The organism is Sphingopyxis sp. (assembly GCF_035998905.1).
Taxonomy (GTDB): domain Bacteria; phylum Pseudomonadota; class Alphaproteobacteria; order Sphingomonadales; family Sphingomonadaceae; genus Sphingopyxis.
Genome location: NZ_DASYHG010000019.1, coordinates 1 through 17040, shown reverse-complemented (window position 1 = coordinate 17040; position 17040 = coordinate 1). Strand labels below are relative to the sequence as shown.

Sequence of the window (17040 nt, the reverse complement as noted above, 5' to 3'; positions counted from 1 at the left end):
CGCGTCGTTTATGGCATCCTCCGCTGCTCTGCCGGCAGGGGCTGTCGGCGCCGTATGCGCGGGCGGGCCGATCCTTGACGATTGGCCTTGCGCCGCGTCCGTCGCCGTGGAGCCCCCATGGACAGTATTTCCGACATCGTGCGCCGCTTGGCCGAAAACGCCGAGGCCGTCTGCCGCCGCTATCTTTCGAACGGTCGCCGCGAAGGCCGCTACTGGCTCGTCGGCGATATCCACAATGCGCCGGGTCGCAGTCTCTATGTCCTGCTGTCGGCGGCAGGCGACACGCGCGCGCAGGTCGGCAAATGGACCGATGCGGCGAGCGGCGAGCATGGCGACCTGCTCGACATCATCGCCGCCAGTTGCGTGCATAGCGCGATGCGCGAAACGCTCGCCGAAGCCCGAAGGTTTTTGAGCCTGCCATTGCCGACGTCGTTCGGCACGCGATCGCCGCGTGCCCGCAAGACACCGGCCGGGACGCCTGTCACGGCGCGGCGCCTCTGGGCGGCGGCAAAGCCTGTCGGTGAGACGGTGGTTGCAGCCTATCTCGCGGCGCGCGGTATCGGCGTCGCCGGGAGCGGCGCTTGGCTGCGCTATCATCCTCGCTGCTATTACCAGGCGTCACGGGACGACGCGCCTGGCGTCCGTTCTGCATGGCCGGCCATGATCGCGGCGGTCACCGACGATCAGGACGATATCGTCGGTGTCCATCGCACCTGGCTCGATCCGGCAGGCGGCAAGGCTCCGGTCGCCTGTCCGCGCCGCGCCATGGGACACCTTCTCGGACATGGTGTTCGGTTCGGGCGCTCTGACGCGACTATGGCGGCCGGCGAAGGCATCGAGACGATGCTTTCGCTTCGCGAGGCCCTGCCGAGCCTCCCGATGATCGCGGGGCTGTCGGCGGCGCATCTTGCCGCCATCCGCTTTCCGCAGCCGCTGCGCCGCCTTTATGTCGCCTGCGATAAGGATCCCGCCGGGGCGGGTGCGCTGAAGACCCTTGTCGAACGCGGCGTCCATGCTGGGATCGAGGTCGTGCCGCTGGTCCCGGAGCGAGGCGATTTCAACGACGATCTCGGCGCGCTGGGACGAGCGCGATTTGCGGACCGGCTCGGGTGCCTGCTTCGGGGCGAAGACACAGCACGCTTTCTCGTTCGTTGAGGCGGCCGGGAGGGAAGGCGTGGGGGCGGGCGTGTCGGCGTTTGGGCGCGTGCGTCTCCGGGAGGGCTGCGCCTTCGGCCTTCGCTGGAGGGCGACTGCGGCACGCGGGGCCGGTACCGCAATGGCTTGCCGGGCGGCTATTTTCCGCCGGGGCTGACGCCCCTTTGCATCGCGATCCAAAATAGCCTTCGGCCGCCATCCTCCGCTGGCGCTCCGGCCGGGCGGGGGCAAGCCCCCTTCGGTGCGGACCCGGCCCGCGCGCCGCAAGGCGTCGCCGCGAAGGCCGCGAAAGGCGCGCGCCTTCAGCCGGAGAACAGCGCCATGACCTATGATGCCGAACAGCCCGATCCCGACGAACCCTTCGAACCCGGCGCGAGCGCGCATCTTCTCCAGGAAATGCAGCTCTACGGCCATCGTCCCTTCGAGGACGAACCCGACGGGCGCCCGCTGCCCGACGACCGGCTCGCCAGCGGCGCGGTCGCCGACATCTTCGATGCGCTTACGGGCTGTCTGATCGACACCAGGATCGAACCCGATCTTGAGGATTTGCTCTGGGGCGTCGTCAATCTCTTCCACGGCGCGGGCACGCGGATCGAACGCGATCTCGATCGCAACGAGGCGGCGCAGCGCGACCTGCAGCGCGAACAGGATGGCAGCGAAATCCGCTCGGTCGAACTCGAGCGCACGATCGCCGAGGGCATCACGATGATCGAGCGGCGCGATACGATGGAATTTTTCCGTGAATGTGCCGCCGAGCAATATCGCATCCATGCCCGCAAGGCCTGGCAGCCTCACACCGGCTCACGCATCCGCCACAAGACGATGACCGCTGCGATGATCGACAGCCGCGACTTCATGGACAAGCGTCTCCGCGAAAAGGCCAAAGCCCTGATCCCCGAGGGGACGCGCATCGCCTTCAGCGGTGGACCTTCCTGCAACGATCACCAGCATATCTGGTCGGCGCTCGACAAGGTTCATGCCCGCCATGCCGACATGATCCTGCTGCACGGTGCGACCCCGACCGGGGCCGAGCGTGCCGCCGCTTGCTGGGCCGACGCCCGCAGCGTGCCGCAGGTCGCGTTCCGGCCCGACTGGAACCGCGACAAGAAGGCTGCCCCGTTCAAGCGCAACGAGCGGCTGATCGACGCGATGCCCACCGGGCTGATCGTCTTCTCGGGGACCGGCATCCAGGACAATCTCGTCGACAAGGCGCGGGCGTTTGGCATCCCGGTCTGGGATTTTCGGATCAAGGAAGGGGCGTGAGGTGCCGATTTGGATCCGACGGCGCTTGCCATCCGGCGAGCGAAATTACACAGGTGAGAACAGTCATGCGAACCGATCTCGATCATCTCCCGGCCAACAAGCAGCGCGAGCTCGAGCGCGTGAAAGCGATCATCTTCGAAGAATTCGAGGATGCGATCGCGCTCGGCACCATGGGCTGGAAAAAGAAGGGCCGGATCGACAAGATCATCTTGTACGGCAGCTATGCGCGCGGCGGCTGGGTCGATGAGCCGCACACCGCCAAAGGCTATCGCTCGGACTTCGATCTGCTGATCATCGTCAACGACAAGCGGCTGACCGACAAGATCGATTTCTGGTCGAAGCTCGACGATCGGCTGACCCGTGAGCTTGCGATCGACAAGACGTTGCACACGCCGGTCAACTTCATCGTTCACACGCTGCAGGAGGTGAATGACGGGCTCGCGCACGGGCGCTATTTCTTCATGGACGTCGCGCGCGACGGGATCGCGCTCTACGAGTTTGACGACAAGGAGTTGCACAAGCCGAAGCCGAAGACGCCTGAGCAGGCGCTGGCGATGGCGCGGGAATATTTTGACGAATGGTTTCCGGCGGCCCTGCGAAAGTCCAAGCTGTCGAGTGATGCGATCGAGCAATCATTTACAAAGGAAGCCGCATTTCTCCTGCATCAGACCACTGAAACGCTATACCACTGCGCGCTTCTGGTCTGCACGTTCTACACGCCGCACGTTCACAACCTGGGCTTTCTGCGGACGCAAGCCGAGCGCCTCGATATGCGTTTGGTCGATGCTTGGCCGCGCGAAGTAAAAGCGGATCGATCGCGCTTCGAGAAACTCAAGGAGGCCTATGTGAAGGCCCGCTATTCGAAGCATTATCGCATCAGTGAGGAGGAGCTCCTCTGGCTGGCCGGATGTGTCGAGAAACTCGGCCGGGCCGTCCATGCCATCTGCTCCGAGCGCATCGTCGAGTTGGAAGCTCGCGTCGGCGCCTAAATCATTTTTTGCCTCGGAAACGCGCGAAACGCTCCCGACCTTCGATGACCTCCAAGGCGATATCTGCATTTCTGCATTCGTCGCCGCGGATTGATCCGTCCCTGCAATTGGCGGCGACCTCACGAGCAGCGTCGGGGTTCGCCTCGAAATATTGAACGCTTCGTGGTTCGCTTTGACCGCAGGCCGAAAGGCAAACGGCGAGGAGCAGAATGACGGGCGGTTTCAAAGGATCCTCCATGTTTGATGAGGAGGCAAAGATATCGAGATCTTCCTTGGTCGAAAGCGCAATTGCACCCGAATTGAGAGTCGATTGCGCCGTCGGCTTTGCGCCTCATGCACTAACCCGCTTCGCGGGATGGGCGCCTTGGACTGAGGTGGCAGGGGACGCAGGGACGTTGAGCTAGGCCGACAGTGGGCAGATCATGGAGCTCCTTCAACGAAGAGGAGCCTGCCATGACTATTGTTACGACCGACGCCCCGATCACCCCGCTTCGCCAGCGCATGCAGCACGATATGATGATGCGCGGGCTGGGTCGGCACACCCAGCAGGATTATATCCGCCACGTCCGACGCTTCGCCGCATTCCTTGAACGCCCGCCCGATACGGCAACGGCGGAGGATATTCGGCGCTTTCAGGTGCACCAGCACGAGCAGGGCGTCAGCCCTTCGACTATCAACGGGGCCGTTTCGGCGTTGCGCTTCCTGTTCGCTGCGACCCTCGGGCGGCGGGATCTGGCGCGCTCGCTGGTGATTATCCGCTATCGGCGCAAGCTGCCCGAGGTGCTCAGCGTCGAGGAAGCGGCGCAGCTGCTCGAGGCAGCGCCGGGGATCAAGTACAAGGCGGCGCTCGGCGTCGCTTACGGCGCCGGTCTGCGCGTGTCAGAGGTAGCGCACCTCAAGGTCGATGATATCGACAGCACCAGGATGCTGATCCGCGTCGAGCAGGGCAAGGGACGCAAGGACCGCAATGCGATGCTCTCGCCGCAGCTGCTGGAGCTGCTCAGGATGTGGTGGCGCGAGGGCAAGCGTCGCAACGTCATGCTTCCCCATGGCTGGCTGTTTCCGGGGCGCAGCTATACCGATCCGGTCTCGACGCGGCAGCTACACCGCGCGGTCCAGGAAGCCGCCGAGGTCGCCGGCATCCGCAAGCGCGTCAGTCCGCACACATTGCGCCACAGCTTTGCGACCCACCTGCTCGAGCAGGATGTTGATATCCGCGTGATCCAGGTGCTGCTTGGCCACAGCAAGCTCGAGACGACCGCGCTCTACACCAAGGTATCGACGCGAACGATCCATGCCGTCGCCGGCCCGCTCGAGCGGTTGACCGCCTTGATGGCAGACAAGGCGCCGCCCGGCTGAGCCGTGCAGACCTCGCTCGAGGTCGCCGATATTTTCCGCAGCGCTGGTCCCGCCTATCGGGCCGCCCATGCCGGGCACCTCAGCCTCCAGCAGCTCAAGGTCATGTCGGCGATCGAGCAATGCCGGACCGCGGCGCTCGGCGGCCATATCGAGGCCTGCGAGGACTGCGGCCACTGGCGCATCGCCTATAACAGTTGCCGTAACCGTCACTGCCCCAAGTGCCAGGGCGCTGCGGCGCGCGCATGGCTTGAAGCCCGCGAGGCCGACCTTCTCCCGGTCGGCTATTTCCACGTCGTCTTCACGCTGCCCGCCGAGGTCGCCGACATCGCGTTCTACAATAAGGCAGTGGTCTATGATCTCCTGTTCCGGGCGGCATCGGCGGCGATGCTGACCATCGCTGCCGATCCCAAGCACCTCGGCGCCCGGATCGGCATCACCGCTGTGCTCCACACATGGGGATCCGCGATGACGCACCATCCGCATGTGCACATGATCGTGCCCGGCGGCGGCGTCGCCCCCGGTGGGAAGCGCTGGATATCGTCTCGGCCTGCGTTCCTACTGCCGGTGCGCGTACTCGGACGGCTGTTCCGTCGCCTGTTCCTGACCCAGCTGCTGGCGCTGTACGATGCCCGGCGTCTCAGCTTTTTTGGGACGATGGTTCCGCTCGCCGAACGACGGACATTCCTTCGCCACCTGTCGCCGGCCCGGAAGAAGAACTGGGTCGTCTATGCCAAGCCCCCGTTCGCCGGGCCCGAGGCCGTGCTCGCCTATCTGTCGCGCTACACCCACCGGGTCGCGATCTCGAACCGGCGCCTGCTCGCGTTCGGCGATGCCGGCGTGACAATGCGCTATAAGGACTACCGCCGCGACGGCGCCGACCGCCAACGCGTCATGACACTCAGCGCTGACGAGTTCATCCGCCGCTTCCTGCTCCACGTTCTGCCGCGCGGCTTTCACCGCATCCGGCACTATGGCCTGCTTGCCGGTTCCACCCGGAGGGCCAGTCTCGCGCTCGCCCGCGAACTGCTCGATGTCATGCCGGATGCCGGGGATGCGCCTATCGACGAACCGGTCGATCCAACGCCGCTATGCCCATGCTGCGGCGGCAAGATGACCGTCATCGAGGTGTTTGTCCGATGGCGCCAACCTCGCGCCCCGCCGAGTGCCGCCGTTCCGATCCGGACGATCGCGTCATGAACCGGCATGGCTTATCCGCAAGAATGACCGCGCGATGCCGGCGCTGGCCAACGGGTCGCCTTGCGCCGATCGCCTCAGCGCGGTGCCACACGTCCGCTGAACGACGACAGATCGACGTTCCGGACCTCGATTATTATGGTCGAGGTCGCGTCTCGGGATGCCGCCTCGGCCGTCTTTCAACTGTGCGCGGCGGCATCCCGACCAGGCCAAAGCACAAATCCCCATAGCTCAGTCCCAGAGCCCACGCGGGTTCCTGCATGAGAGGCTTTTGTACGCTGAAGCGCCCGAAACCCTTCACCATCTAGGTCGTAGCTAGCCGCGAGACTGCTTCCCGAAACCGGCCGTTCGCGCAGGCCACTGGCTACTACCTGTCGCTTCCAGAAAAGCGGTGATAGGAGACGGCCTCAATGCCTAATTAGTCGCTGGAGATACCTTGTGGCAAACCAACTTGTCTTAAGTCCCGTGCAGCTTCCCACAGTCTCCACTTTTTCGGCTCCCATGTTGATGGCTCTAACGTCAGCCTTGGGCATAGATCGCTCGGTGCTGGCATCGGACAGTCAGATCCAGAACGCTTGGCAGAACCTTCCCCAGTTGCTGAGCAACATTCCTCCACATCTGAGGACTGAGGGTGTGATGCGGATGTGCGTGGCAGTCGCCACCGGCCTTTTTGATTCCGCCATAAACTACGCGTGGAACGCAGCGGTCGTTGAGCTTCGTGATAAAGTTAGACGCTTCGGTATCCATATAATACCGCAGATCATAGATAAGGACTTCGACGAGAAGAAGTTGCTCGATATGCAAGATTCGGAACTGCTGAATCTGTGCCTGAAACTGAACCTTATCTCCGAAACCGGTTACTTCATGCTCGATCAATGCCGGGACATCAGAAATAATTTTTCTGCTGCTCATCCAGTTATCGGGAATATCGATGAATATGAGTTCATCAGCTTCCTGAACCGGTGCAGTCGACACGCTCTTAGCGACGAACAAAACACTGCAGGCGTGGACATCAAGGAATTCATGACCGCGCTCAACGCCGCCGGCTTCTCTCAGGAGCAGATGCAGATTTGGTGTCAGCGCATCACGCAGACCTTCAACGCACAGCGCGACGCAATTTTCGGGATGCTCCACGGCATCTATTGCGATCCGACCAAGGAGGAACATTCTAGGGTAACGGCAATCACCGTCTGTAGCCATTTTTCTACAACCTTTTCGCCCAGTTCGATCTCGCTGCTCATCAATCAGCACCAAAAATATCAGGCAAAGGGTGAGCAAGAACGCTTCAAGGCTTCACAGGCCTTCTTCGAGAACCTCAAGATCATCGGGCTTTTGTCGGAAACGGAGCGGCACGCCCTGATCTCGACAGCTTGCAAGAACCTGATGACGATCCACCAGGGCATCAATAATTTCTACAATGAGGCGCCTTTTGCGGAGCGCGTCGCCAAACTCTCTGAGGGTCATCAAGTCCCGGAGACGGTCCGTCGCGAGTTCGTTGAGACCGTCGTCACCTGTTCGGTGGGCAACCCCTATGGAACGGCCAATTCAGCCGACTTCTACTATATGCAGATGATAAAGGGGTTCTCGCCGCGCGAGATACAAATGATGTTCGAAGTGGTCTCGGCTCATACGGTGTTGGCAGGGCGTGTTGCCTCGCATCACCGCTGCAAGACAAAGTTCAGGGAAATCGTCCATTCACTCCAGCCAAGCAGTATCCCAACCAGTTCAAAATCCGTCTATGACAAGTGGCTCCAATCCTAAACTGGACCATTAGGGCCAACTTGGATATCTGACCGCGGCGGCAACCGTAGTCTCATACGGGAACCGACATATCTCCGGGCTAGAAGCTATTTTATCAAGGTCTGGCGCCGCCAGCTCTCGACAGCTTTTTCGAGCGCAGCCGCAGCCGAACCGTCGGCCCAGCGATCCCAGAAGTCGATCGTTCCGCTGAGCGGCTCGTTGACGGGTTTTGCGATCCGGATGCGCGTCGGCAGCAGGATGGCGTCGCCGACAACAAGCGCCTCGCCAGTATCGAGGATCGGGAGCAGGTCGCCGAAGCCTCCGAGACTGTCGGGCAGCAGACGCCGGACGACATTCTGGTCGTCGCCGTTGGTAAGGCGCATCGCGATGAGATTGTTGCACTGGCTGACCACGGTGCGATTTACCTCGGCAGGGCGCTGGCTGATCACCACGAGTCCCACGCCATATTTGCGGCCTTCCTTAGCGATGCGCTCAAAAGTCGCTATCGCATTTTCGGCGGCGCCCGAGTTCGCGTCCTGCGGGATATAGAGATGGGCCTCGTCGCAGAAAAGAGCGACCGGATGTCGGGTACCCTGTGCGCTCCATTGCTGCACAAGGAAGGCTAGCCGGGCGACCATGCCGACGATCAACGGCAGAATGTCCGAGGGCACTTCCGAAAAGTCGATGATCTTCACGCCGCCGCGGCCGCCCTTCGCCGAACGTCCGCCGAGAAGGAGCGTCACCGCTTGGTCGAGCCAGGCATAGTCGTCGGCGACGCCCGCCGCCGGATACAAGAAGCCAAGACGGCGATCGGTCTGCTTTCCAGATAGCCTTTGGATCAGACGGCTGAGCTTACTGTGAAACTCGCCCTGCTTCTCAGTCCCCGCGCGCGCGCCTTCGACCATCTCGCTGTTTAGCCGGTCGAGCTCGGTCAATACATCTGAAATCGCGAAGGGGACAGGGCTGTCGATCGTAAAATTAGCAAGGATTTCGTTGTGATTTCCGGCTGTCAGGAAGCGCGTTTTAGCATCGATGATCGCGCGTGACATCACCATTGCCTGGTTGGGCGCATTCTGGTCGCTGCGATCGACAAACATCGAAACGAGCGCCTCGTAGCTCATCAGCCAATAAGGAAGGTGGAGCACACCGTCGGCCAGCGTCTTCCTGGCGTCGATGTCGCCCGGCCCGGCAACGCGGAGATGGACGAATCCGTCGCCCTGCATGGAGGCATATTCGCCGTGCATGTCGAAAACGATGGCGTTCGCGCTGTCGAGCTCGGCTACCTGTTCGAGAAGGCGCGCGGTGGTCCAGGACTTCCCTGAGCCGGTGCTGCCAACGACGAGCGCGTGGCGCTGAAACAGGCGGTTGCCGTTGATATAAGCCTCGGCATTGGGATCGAGCGTATAAGTTCCAAGCGACAGGCGCTGCGCCCCGCCGGTCACTTCGGAAATCACCCCCATGAAGCGCGTGAGATGCTCGCCTTCCATCGCGAAGCAATGCGCGTCGATCTCGGGGACCGTCTCAAGCGTGCGGCGGAACACATTGCTGCGTGCGCCATCCTTGTCGAGGAGGGTTCCGATCAGCGTGATGCGAACCAGATTGAGCTCGGGATGCGCTTCTTCGCCCTGTTCGACATCCGCGCGCTTCGATTCCTCGATCGCCGTCCGCGTAATCTTGTGAATAACGCCGATCAGCTTGTGCCCCGCGAGGCTGCTTCGAAGCGCGACGAGCCGATTGACCTGAAGCGCGCGGAGCCGTTCGACATCGTCGACGCGCACGATCACGGTTGTGGTGTCGACCGACTGGACGCAGCCCAAAGCGTCTTCGTCGGCGAAGTCCAAAATGCTCATGCACGTGCCCCTGTCATATGGTCGAGAAATGGATCGAGCTGCCACAGCGGCTTGTCGAGATCGAAACCGTCGGGAACGTCATGCATATAGGCGCGGGCGCCCGCCGGCCCGTCTTCGATCGCCAAATAGCGTCGGCATTGACCGCTTTTGAGGATCGTCCGCGCCGTCGGCGTCAGCTCCTTCGTGATCAGGACCAGCGGAACCGAATCCCAGTCGCAGCGGGCCTGAAGCTTTGCTTGCAGATGTTCGTCGTTGAACCCGTAACCAACGCAGAAGTAGGCGCGGGCTTTCTCTACCGCGGCATTGGCGCAGGCGAGGACCGTGGTGAAGGGCTCGCCATGCGTGAGGCGATATTTCTCGATGCCGGGTGTGATCATCAGCGGCGTGAGCGCAGCGGGTATCTTGAGCGCGCTCCGCACCCCGAAAATTTGCTGCGCTGAATCCTGGAACCAGTCGAGAGAGCCATGGACTTTCCAGATCGCGACGGTACGCACCGCGCGCCCGTCGACCGACACACGCGTTTTCGCGTTGCGCGCGCGCGTTTGCAAATAGCCGTAATTAAAGCCCGTAAAACAGGCGATATCTGCGGCATCTGCGGCATATTCGGCGACCCGGTCGTAATTGGGCGTCACGACGTCGATCGTCATATGCGTACTGTCGAACAGATGCCGGAAGAGCCGCGAGAGCGGCAAAGCGCGCCGATCGAGCAGCAGCTCTTCCAGCACAGTAAGATCGTAGGGCAGCAGAAAGTCGCGCGTCATGGTGACGATGAGATGCGTCTGGCGCACCGTCGGACGAATGTCCTGCATCGCGCTTTCCAGATCGATCCCGGCTTTAAGGTGCACGAGGAACTTTTGCCATTCGGCCTGCTCGTCGACGTTCCAGTCGGGATTGATCGCCGCAGTCGAGAGATGATCGGCAAGCGGCCCCATGCCAGGAATGCCATGCGCCGCCGACGCGCCGCTGCCCAGAATGATCACCGGTGCTGCGCTGATCGCCGACTGGGCAAATTCCTGCGCGTTCTCGGCCGCGCTCTTGGTCGACATTACAGATCCTCTCGGTGGGGTTAGGCGCGGCGGGACAGGGACGTCATGCGATCGCGATCCGCGTCGCATCTATCCCGCGATAGGCGCTCGTGCGGCAGCTCAGTACGATCACTTGCATCCGCCGCGACGCCTCGGTCAATATGTCGAGCATCGCGTCGAACCGGTCGTCGTCGGCAAAGACGAGCGCATCGTCGAGGAGAAGCGAAGCGGGTTTGCCCTTCTCGATCAGAAGGTCCGCAAACGCGATGCGGGTGAGGACCGCGAGCTGCTCCTGCGTCCCCTTGCTGAGATCGCTTGTGTCCTCCTCGCGCCCGCCGCGGGTCAGGAGCGTTGGACGAAGATCTTCGGAAAAGGAAATGCTCGCGCCGGGCAGCAAGCGGCCGATATAGGGCGCAACGCGCTGCGTGACGGGGGCCAGGAATTGCCGCGAGGCTTCAGTCTGTGCCTCGGCGATAGTCCGCGCGAGGAGTGACAGCATCGCGGCTTCCTCTTCGAGTTTGGCTTGCGCCGCGGCTGCGGCATCGGACAGCTCGGTGGCGGCCGCAAGGCGGCTCGCCGGGCCGACGCCGCCCAAGGTCTTGGCGCGCTCGGCAAGCTGCGAAATATCGCTGGCAAGGTCGACCCGGTCGTCGGCGAGCCGAACGCGTCGGCGCCGAAGGTTTTCGCGGCGCTGTGTAAGCTGAGTTTCATCGAGCCCTTCCACCGCGCGGCGGGCTTCGTCGCGAGCGACGGTCGTGCGCGCTTCGCCGGCGCGCGCCTCGACGAGTGCGTCCTCAAGCGCGGCATCGTCCTGATCGCCGATCGCAGCCTGGAGCTCCGTTTCGAAGCGCGCGACCTCGGCGGCGGTCTGTTCGATTGCCGCCGCGCATTTGACGCCGGCGATATTCGCGACGTGAAGCGCTTCGAGCGCGGCAGTGCGGCGTCCTTCGGTGGTGCGCTCTTCGGTTCGAGCCTTATTCCATTCTTCGTCGAGCGCGCCCTCGTCTTCGCTTTCTGCCGCGTTCGCCGCTGAGGGACGCTCCTCTTCGGCCAAGGCGCCGCGAAGCGCGTCGAGGCCCGCAGCGATGTCAAGCGCGTCGTCCGCTGGACAGGCGGCCTGGAGTTCCGCGGTGAGGCGCGCGACACGCTGCGCCAAGTCTACGCGCGTGCGTGCAGCTTCGCGCGCCGAGGCGGCGTCTTCGAAGCCGACCTTCGCCAAGAATGCCGTGAGATCCTGCTCGGCCGCGCGGTGCCGTGCCTGTGCCGGCTCGCCTGACGCAGGAGGCGTGATCGCCACCGTTCCGAAGCCATCGATTTCGAGCGTCTGCGCTTCGGTGACAAGCGTGCGGATATCCCAAGCTACCGCCTCGCCGTTGAGTCTTGCGGGCGGCGCGGCGGCCAGCAGGGCGATTTCGAGCGTTGCGGCGCCTGCGGCAGCCGCGGCTCTCGTTTCGGCAACCGTCTGCTCAAGGTCCTGGAGCTCGCGGCTCGCTTCGGGTGTCATCGCGGTGCCAGCGAGCTCTTCGGCCGACGCGCTTTGGTCGGATGCAATCGCCTCGGCCGCATCGAGCCGTTCAAAGGCAGCGGCAAGCGCGCGGTTGCGTACGCGGGCACCGCGCGCTCGCTGCGCCGTCTGTCGCGCGTCCTCGGCGGTGCGAAGCGCCGCACGGGCATCGTCGAGCGCGGTGACGGCGTCGCTTTCGGCGGTGCGGGCCGCCGCTAGCACATCGTCATGTTCTTTGGCGGCGACGCGAGCGCCTTCGGCGGCGGTTTCGGCGCGAACCAGCGCTTCGGCAAGGTCGCGGCGCTTAGTCTGGTGCGTTTCGAGGCGCTCGCGCTCGCCTGCGGCCTCGCGCAGAAGCGCCTCCGCAGTCTTCAGGCTCTGTGCTGCAGTCTTGGCGCTGTCGATGTCGGTATCGAGCTTGCGAATCTTCTCGAGCTCGGCGGGATCGTCGAGTTCATCGAGCAGGCGCCGTTGTTCGTTCCGCTTGGCGTCGAGACGATCGAGAGTCGTATCGAACTGGTCGAGCTCGGCTTGCGCGAGCCGCACGTCTTCGGCCGCTGCAGCAGCAGCGTCCTGTGCGGCGGAGAGACGCCGCGCTGGACGACCCGTAGCGGTGCGAAGCTCGGCGAGCGACCGCTCGACATTTTGCAGGATCGCTTGCGTCCGCTGTCCGCCGGTCACGAGACCAACTTCGCCGGCCAGCACATCCTCGAGGGTGCGGCGGGCACTAACCCCCGGCGATCCGATGATGAACGACTGACCCTGCTCGACCCACAGAAGCCCGAGCGCACCGCGGCTGTCGTCGTCGGCACCGCGATTGCCCGCTCGCGAAAATCCCAGAAGCTCTTGGAGGCGCTCCTCGGCCTCGTCGCCGGTTGCCCGTCCCGCTGCGCTCTCAAGCTCGACCGAAGCGGACTGGAGGAAGCGTTTGCGGAGGCGCCATCTCGTGCCGTCGATCTCGAAATCGAGCTCGACGGTGGGCGCGACCTCATCACCGTGCGGGCGAAAGGAGCGGATGCGGTCGCTCCGTGAGCCATGACGTTCAAAGAGGACGGCGCGCAACGCTTCGAGAATCGTCGACTTGCCTGCTTCATTCTGGTCGCAGAGCAGGTTGAGGCCGGGTTCGAAACCGGCGAGCCGCAGCGGCTGGCGAAATTTGCGAAAATTTTCGATCGTGAGTTCGTGAATCCGCATCAGCGTGCGTCCTGGCGCTCGGCGCGCTTCTGCTCGACATAGAGCCGCTCGAGGGCAGCGGCGGCCACCCTGCCTTCGGCGCCGCCGTCGGCCGCAGCCGCCTTCAGCGTCTCGGCCGCGGCACGGAGTACGCCGTTGGCATCGATTTCGGCGAGATCGGCATCGGTCGGGCGCGCAAACAGATCGGCAAGATTGAGGTCGAGCCAGCGCACCTCGTGTGCGAGTTCGCCTTCGAGGCGGTCGCGAAGCGCAACACGCTCGGCGAGCGTCAGCATCCCCGACAGCTTCAATCGCGCGACAAGGTGGCGGCGCTCAACGCCGGGCGCGAGCGCGGCGATCAGCGGGTCGAGATCGTCGATGGCGGCGAGCGACCAAGTCTCTGCGGCCCAATGATAGCGTCCTGTCTCGATGTCGGAAACTGCTGCCCGTTCGCCCGAAAGGTCAACGCTGAGCGCGACGCCGCTCAGCTCGCGCCCAAAATCGTCGGGCTCGGGGGTGCCGCTATAGTGAGTAAGGGAGTCGACGGCGATCCGCCCATGCCAGTCGCCGAGCGCAAGATAGGAAAGACCTGCGCGTGCCGCGCGGTCGGGAGCGATCGGGTTGGGCGTTGCGCCCGCCGACCCGAAATCGCGGATCGACCCATGTGCGAGCCCGACGCGCTTGACGCCTACTGGCGTTTCGGCCTGATCGAACCAGGCGGTCGGATCGTCTAGGCTGCGCTTGAACTGGAGCGGGGCGGGGAGGATCCAGAGGCCATCGCCGAGGTCGAGCGGCTCGGGTTCGAGGCAGACATCGACCGACGGCGGCGCTTCGCCGACGAGCCGGCTCCACAGGCCGCCCGTGCGCGCCGGATCGTGATTGCCTGGGAGCAAGATCCACCGAATATCGGAGGCCTGCGTCATGCGGGTGAGCGCCTGGCGATAGATTCGGTCGCCGGGCTCGGGGCTGTCGAAAACATCGCCAGCCACGAGAATGGTAGCGGCGCCATTCTGGCGTGCGCAAGCCGCGAGGGTGTCAATGACATCAAGCCGCGCCTCGAGCAGCGCGGCGCGCGCTTCTTCGGGCGCGCGCCCGAAGGGCTTTCCAAGTTGCCAATCCGATGTGTGTATGAACCGCATTATTTCCCCTCGCCCAAATCGTACATAACGTTCCGTGCGGCAAATTCGAGAGTAGAAATCAATGTGGGGATTGGCCGGTTAGTCCATTTCGAACCATTATTGAACAGCAGCTACTCGACCTTTTGCTAAGCAGACCGTAGGAATTTGCAACTGATCAAATTGCGCGCCGGACATACGAAATCCCGCGGCGGAGCAGAGAGGGCATTATTCCAAACGAGCGTCAAGCACCGCAAACACGCCGGCTGTGCTCCAGAGGTTGCGGTTGCCGATGACATAAAGTGCCTCCTTCGCCCTAGTTACAGCGACGTTTAAGAGGTTGGGCTGCTTCCCGGCCCAGCCGCGCGCGCCGGTTTGATCGGGATTGGGGGCGCCTAGCACCAAGATCACGGCTTCGGCCTCGCGGCCCTGCACCGTGTGAATCGTCCCGACGCGTTCAAAGACCCAGCTGCCGATGTCGGGGATGGCTGCATTGAGCGCGGCGCTCTCGCGAATCGCGGCGCGCAGCCCGTCGGCGACCTGCACGAAGGGCGTCACAACATAGAGGTCGGGCGCAATGCCTTTCGCGATGATCTGCTCAAGCAGGTGGACCGCTTCGTCGCCTTCCGCCGGACACCATTTGTCGCGTCCTGAACCTTGGACATCGATCCAGCGCGACGGGCCAAGGCAAGCGCGAATCGCCGAATTGCGGGGGGCCTTCGCCTGCACCATGAGATTTTCATAGGCGACGCTGTTGGCGATCTTGAACATCGGTTCCGAGCAGCGGCGGTGCACGAGCAGTGGTACCCCGACCGTCCGGCTGCCGGCGCCGGCCGGGAATTCGGCGAACCAGGCGGTGGCATCGTCGGCGAGGGTCTGGACCGATGCGGCCGGCGCGCTGAAGCGTTCGGCATCGACCCCGAAACTGCGACAAATGGCGCCGACAAGGCAATCGGGAAGCATCACGACTGGCGGTACCTGGATCGGATCGCCAACCACAATCGCATGGTTCGCACGCAGGAGCGCGCCGACCGCTTGCTGAGGCGCCGCCTGACCAGCCTCGTCGATGAGAAGCCAGCCGAGCGATTGGGGCGGGAGCTTTCCGAGCATCGCGGTGACCGAGGCGAAAGTCGTCGAGACCGCCGGCACAACGAGAAACAGGCTCGACCAGATATCCGGAATTACCGCGTCGCGCGCGGGTGAACCGAGACCCTTTCCATCCAGGACTTGCATCGCGAGGCCGAGATTGTGGCGAAGCGGTTTGGCCGCAGCATCGAGGAAGGCCCGGTGGAGATCCATTGCCGCTTCGAACAACGCATCGCGTTCGCGATGCTCAGCCTCGGTCAGCCAGGGCGCCGCTTTCTGAACGATTGTGTGGCCATTTTCGAAAAACTCCTCGTCGATGATATCGGCCGCACGCGCTCGCTTGTCGCGCCGCCATTCGGTCGCCATCGGCGCGAGCCGCTGGCGAAAAGCGGCCGCCTGTTTTGTGGCGCCAAATCCGAGCCAGGGCGAGCGGCCGAGTTTCAGAGACTTGCCTTCCGGCCATAATTTTTCCTGCGACGCGATCTGGCACGCCTCGACGAGCGCGTAGGAAAGCGGAGCGTGATCGGTTTTCCAGTCCCGATACCGGCGAGTGCCGAAGAGGCGGTGGAACCAGCCTGGCCGATCGGTGCCATGCTTTTCTGCTGCCTCGAAGCGTTGCTCGACAAGCGGGAGATGGATGCCGCGCACGCGCAGAAGCTCGATTTGCGCGAGCGTGTCGTTGACGCGTTTTTCAAGCTGACGGAAGTGCTCGCGCTTCTGCCGCCAATTGCCAAGTGCCTCGCGCCGGCTGCGCGGCGGATCGAGCGCGGTGACGATATGGGGTGGTCGTGACGGCTTGCCGGGCTCGTCGATCTCGACTTCCCGGCCATCAACCGCCTTCAGGTAAGCGAACAGACCATTGTCCGCGTTCCACCAGAAATCATCCTTGAACGCATAACGATTGGATGAATTGCCGAGAACCGCGGCGATCAACCCCCAACTCGGCGCGCCGACCATCTTTTGGGCAATGGGTTCTAAATATCGCATCTCTGAATCCGTGGCGATGGCGCCTTTCGCGGGCAGCTCGCCGCTGACATTTTCGACCGCTTTGTTGTTCGACGAGGCGACGAGCATCTCGAAGCCCTTGAGGCGCGGATCGAGGCGGTAGAGATGAATCCACGCCGCACCAGCCTTCAGCGTTTCGCCTGACGCCGTGAAGGCCTGCTCAGGATCCGCAAATCCAGCCATCACGCTCGCTCTTTCCGTCACGAGACCCGCGACGACATCGCGAAGCAGCGTCGTTTTTCCCGTGCCCGGCGGGCCGTTGACGGCCAATATCTCACCTGCCGCTGTCGCGGCGGCGAGGTTTACCGCAGCCTGCTGTATCAGGACCAGCGGGTGGCGGCCGGGCCCCGGCCACCGCCCGGCTGGAAAGGAGGCAGGAGCAACAGCCTGTTCGATTGCAGCGGTGTCGTGCTTGAGATCGCGCCGCTCTGCGGGAACTTTTGCGCCGAGGTAGCGCAGCAGCAATTCGGGTGCATCACGGCCGGCGCACAGCTTGCTCGCTGCCCCGAGGTCTTTCAGAAAAAAGCTGTTGAGGAGCAGCGCATCGGGCGGGTCATTTGACTTGAACGGGACGAGGCTGCG

Annotated in this window: 12 protein-coding genes; 6 read left to right on the top strand and 6 right to left on the bottom strand. The window is 63.3% G+C overall.

The genetic code is table 11. The features are described 5' to 3' along the window. Positions 1-117: 117 nt before the first annotated feature. From VGN62_RS09875 to VGN62_RS09865, 3 genes are all read left to right on the top strand, one after another. On the top strand, positions 118-1155 hold the full coding sequence (locus tag VGN62_RS09875) for a DUF7146 domain-containing protein (RefSeq protein ID WP_293702629.1): 1038 nt from the start codon (positions 118-120) through the stop codon (positions 1153-1155). A 321-nt stretch (positions 1156-1476) separates the two neighbouring features. Then, on the top strand, positions 1477-2418 hold the full coding sequence (locus VGN62_RS09870) for a DUF2493 domain-containing protein (RefSeq protein WP_293702627.1): 942 nt from the start codon (positions 1477-1479) through the stop codon (positions 2416-2418). A 65-nt stretch (positions 2419-2483) separates the two neighbouring features. Next, positions 2484-3407, top strand: coding sequence for a nucleotidyltransferase and HEPN domain-containing protein (locus VGN62_RS09865; protein WP_293702624.1), 924 nt, complete (start codon positions 2484-2486; stop codon positions 3405-3407). Between the two features lies 1 nt (position 3408). Here the strand turns inward: VGN62_RS09865 and VGN62_RS09860 are convergent, their stop codons facing one another. After that, positions 3409-3633, bottom strand: coding sequence for an EexN family lipoprotein (locus tag VGN62_RS09860; RefSeq protein WP_293702621.1), 225 nt, complete (start codon positions 3631-3633; stop codon positions 3409-3411). A gap of 227 nt (positions 3634-3860) precedes the next feature. Here VGN62_RS09860 and VGN62_RS09855 point away from each other — a divergent pair, with 227 nt between their 5' ends. From VGN62_RS09855 to VGN62_RS09845, 3 genes are all read left to right on the top strand, one after another. Next, positions 3861-4766 (top strand): tyrosine-type recombinase/integrase, encoded by a 906-nt coding sequence (locus VGN62_RS09855; protein ID WP_293702618.1) that lies wholly within the window; start codon positions 3861-3863, stop codon positions 4764-4766. Between the two features lie 3 nt (positions 4767-4769). Beyond that, complete coding sequence (locus tag VGN62_RS09850; protein WP_293702615.1) at positions 4770-5963, top strand: IS91 family transposase; 1194 nt, start codon at positions 4770-4772, stop codon at positions 5961-5963. Between the two features lie 435 nt (positions 5964-6398). Beyond that, on the top strand, positions 6399-7721 hold the full coding sequence (locus VGN62_RS09845) for a hypothetical protein (RefSeq protein WP_327453260.1): 1323 nt from the start codon (positions 6399-6401) through the stop codon (positions 7719-7721). A gap of 86 nt (positions 7722-7807) precedes the next feature. Here VGN62_RS09845 and VGN62_RS09840 read toward each other — a convergent pair whose 3' ends face one another. The 5 genes from VGN62_RS09840 to VGN62_RS09820 all read right to left on the bottom strand — a co-directional run bounded on the left by VGN62_RS09840 (position 7808) and on the right by VGN62_RS09820 (position 16923). Then, positions 7808-9550: an ATP-binding protein gene (locus VGN62_RS09840; protein WP_293645124.1), complete on the bottom strand. Its 1743-nt coding sequence runs from the start codon at positions 9548-9550 to the stop codon at positions 7808-7810. Next, positions 9547-10596 (bottom strand): SIR2 family protein, encoded by a 1050-nt coding sequence (locus VGN62_RS09835; protein ID WP_293702610.1) that lies wholly within the window; start codon positions 10594-10596, stop codon positions 9547-9549. The genes VGN62_RS09840 and VGN62_RS09835 overlap by 4 nt, the downstream gene beginning before the upstream one ends. Before the next feature lie 43 nt (positions 10597-10639). Beyond that, positions 10640-13273 carry an AAA family ATPase gene (locus VGN62_RS09830; RefSeq protein ID WP_293702607.1) on the bottom strand — a complete coding sequence of 878 codons (2634 nt, stop codon included), beginning with the start codon at positions 13271-13273 and terminating at the stop codon, positions 10640-10642. After that, positions 13273-14391, bottom strand: a complete 1119-nt coding sequence (locus tag VGN62_RS09825; RefSeq protein WP_293702605.1) for a metallophosphoesterase family protein — start codon at positions 14389-14391, stop codon at positions 13273-13275. Before VGN62_RS09825 ends, VGN62_RS09830 begins: the two co-directional genes overlap by 1 nt. Positions 14392-14595: 204 nt before the next feature. Continuing rightward, positions 14596-16923 carry an ATP-binding protein gene (locus tag VGN62_RS09820; protein WP_327453248.1) on the bottom strand — a complete coding sequence of 776 codons (2328 nt, stop codon included), beginning with the start codon at positions 16921-16923 and terminating at the stop codon, positions 14596-14598. Positions 16924-17040: the final 117 nt, after the last annotated feature.

Excerpts from the sequence above, each read along its gene's own strand:
- VGN62_RS09865 (WP_293702624.1), top strand. The coding sequence starts at position 2,484 with ATGCGAACCGATCTCGATCATCTCCCGGCCAACAAGCAGCGCGAGCTC.
- VGN62_RS09835 (WP_293702610.1), bottom strand. The coding sequence starts at position 10,596 with ATGTCGACCAAGAGCGCGGCCGAGAACGCGCAGGAATTTGCCCAGTCG.
- VGN62_RS09875 (WP_293702629.1), top strand. The coding sequence starts at position 118 with ATGGACAGTATTTCCGACATCGTGCGCCGCTTGGCCGAAAACGCCGAG.
- VGN62_RS09855 (WP_293702618.1), top strand. The coding sequence starts at position 3,861 with ATGACTATTGTTACGACCGACGCCCCGATCACCCCGCTTCGCCAGCGC.
- VGN62_RS09870 (WP_293702627.1), top strand. The coding sequence starts at position 1,477 with ATGACCTATGATGCCGAACAGCCCGATCCCGACGAACCCTTCGAACCC.
- VGN62_RS09825 (WP_293702605.1), bottom strand. The coding sequence starts at position 14,391 with ATGCGGTTCATACACACATCGGATTGGCAACTTGGAAAGCCCTTCGGG.
- VGN62_RS09830 (WP_293702607.1), bottom strand. The coding sequence starts at position 13,273 with ATGCGGATTCACGAACTCACGATCGAAAATTTTCGCAAATTTCGCCAG.
- VGN62_RS09840 (WP_293645124.1), bottom strand. The coding sequence starts at position 9,550 with ATGAGCATTTTGGACTTCGCCGACGAAGACGCTTTGGGCTGCGTCCAG.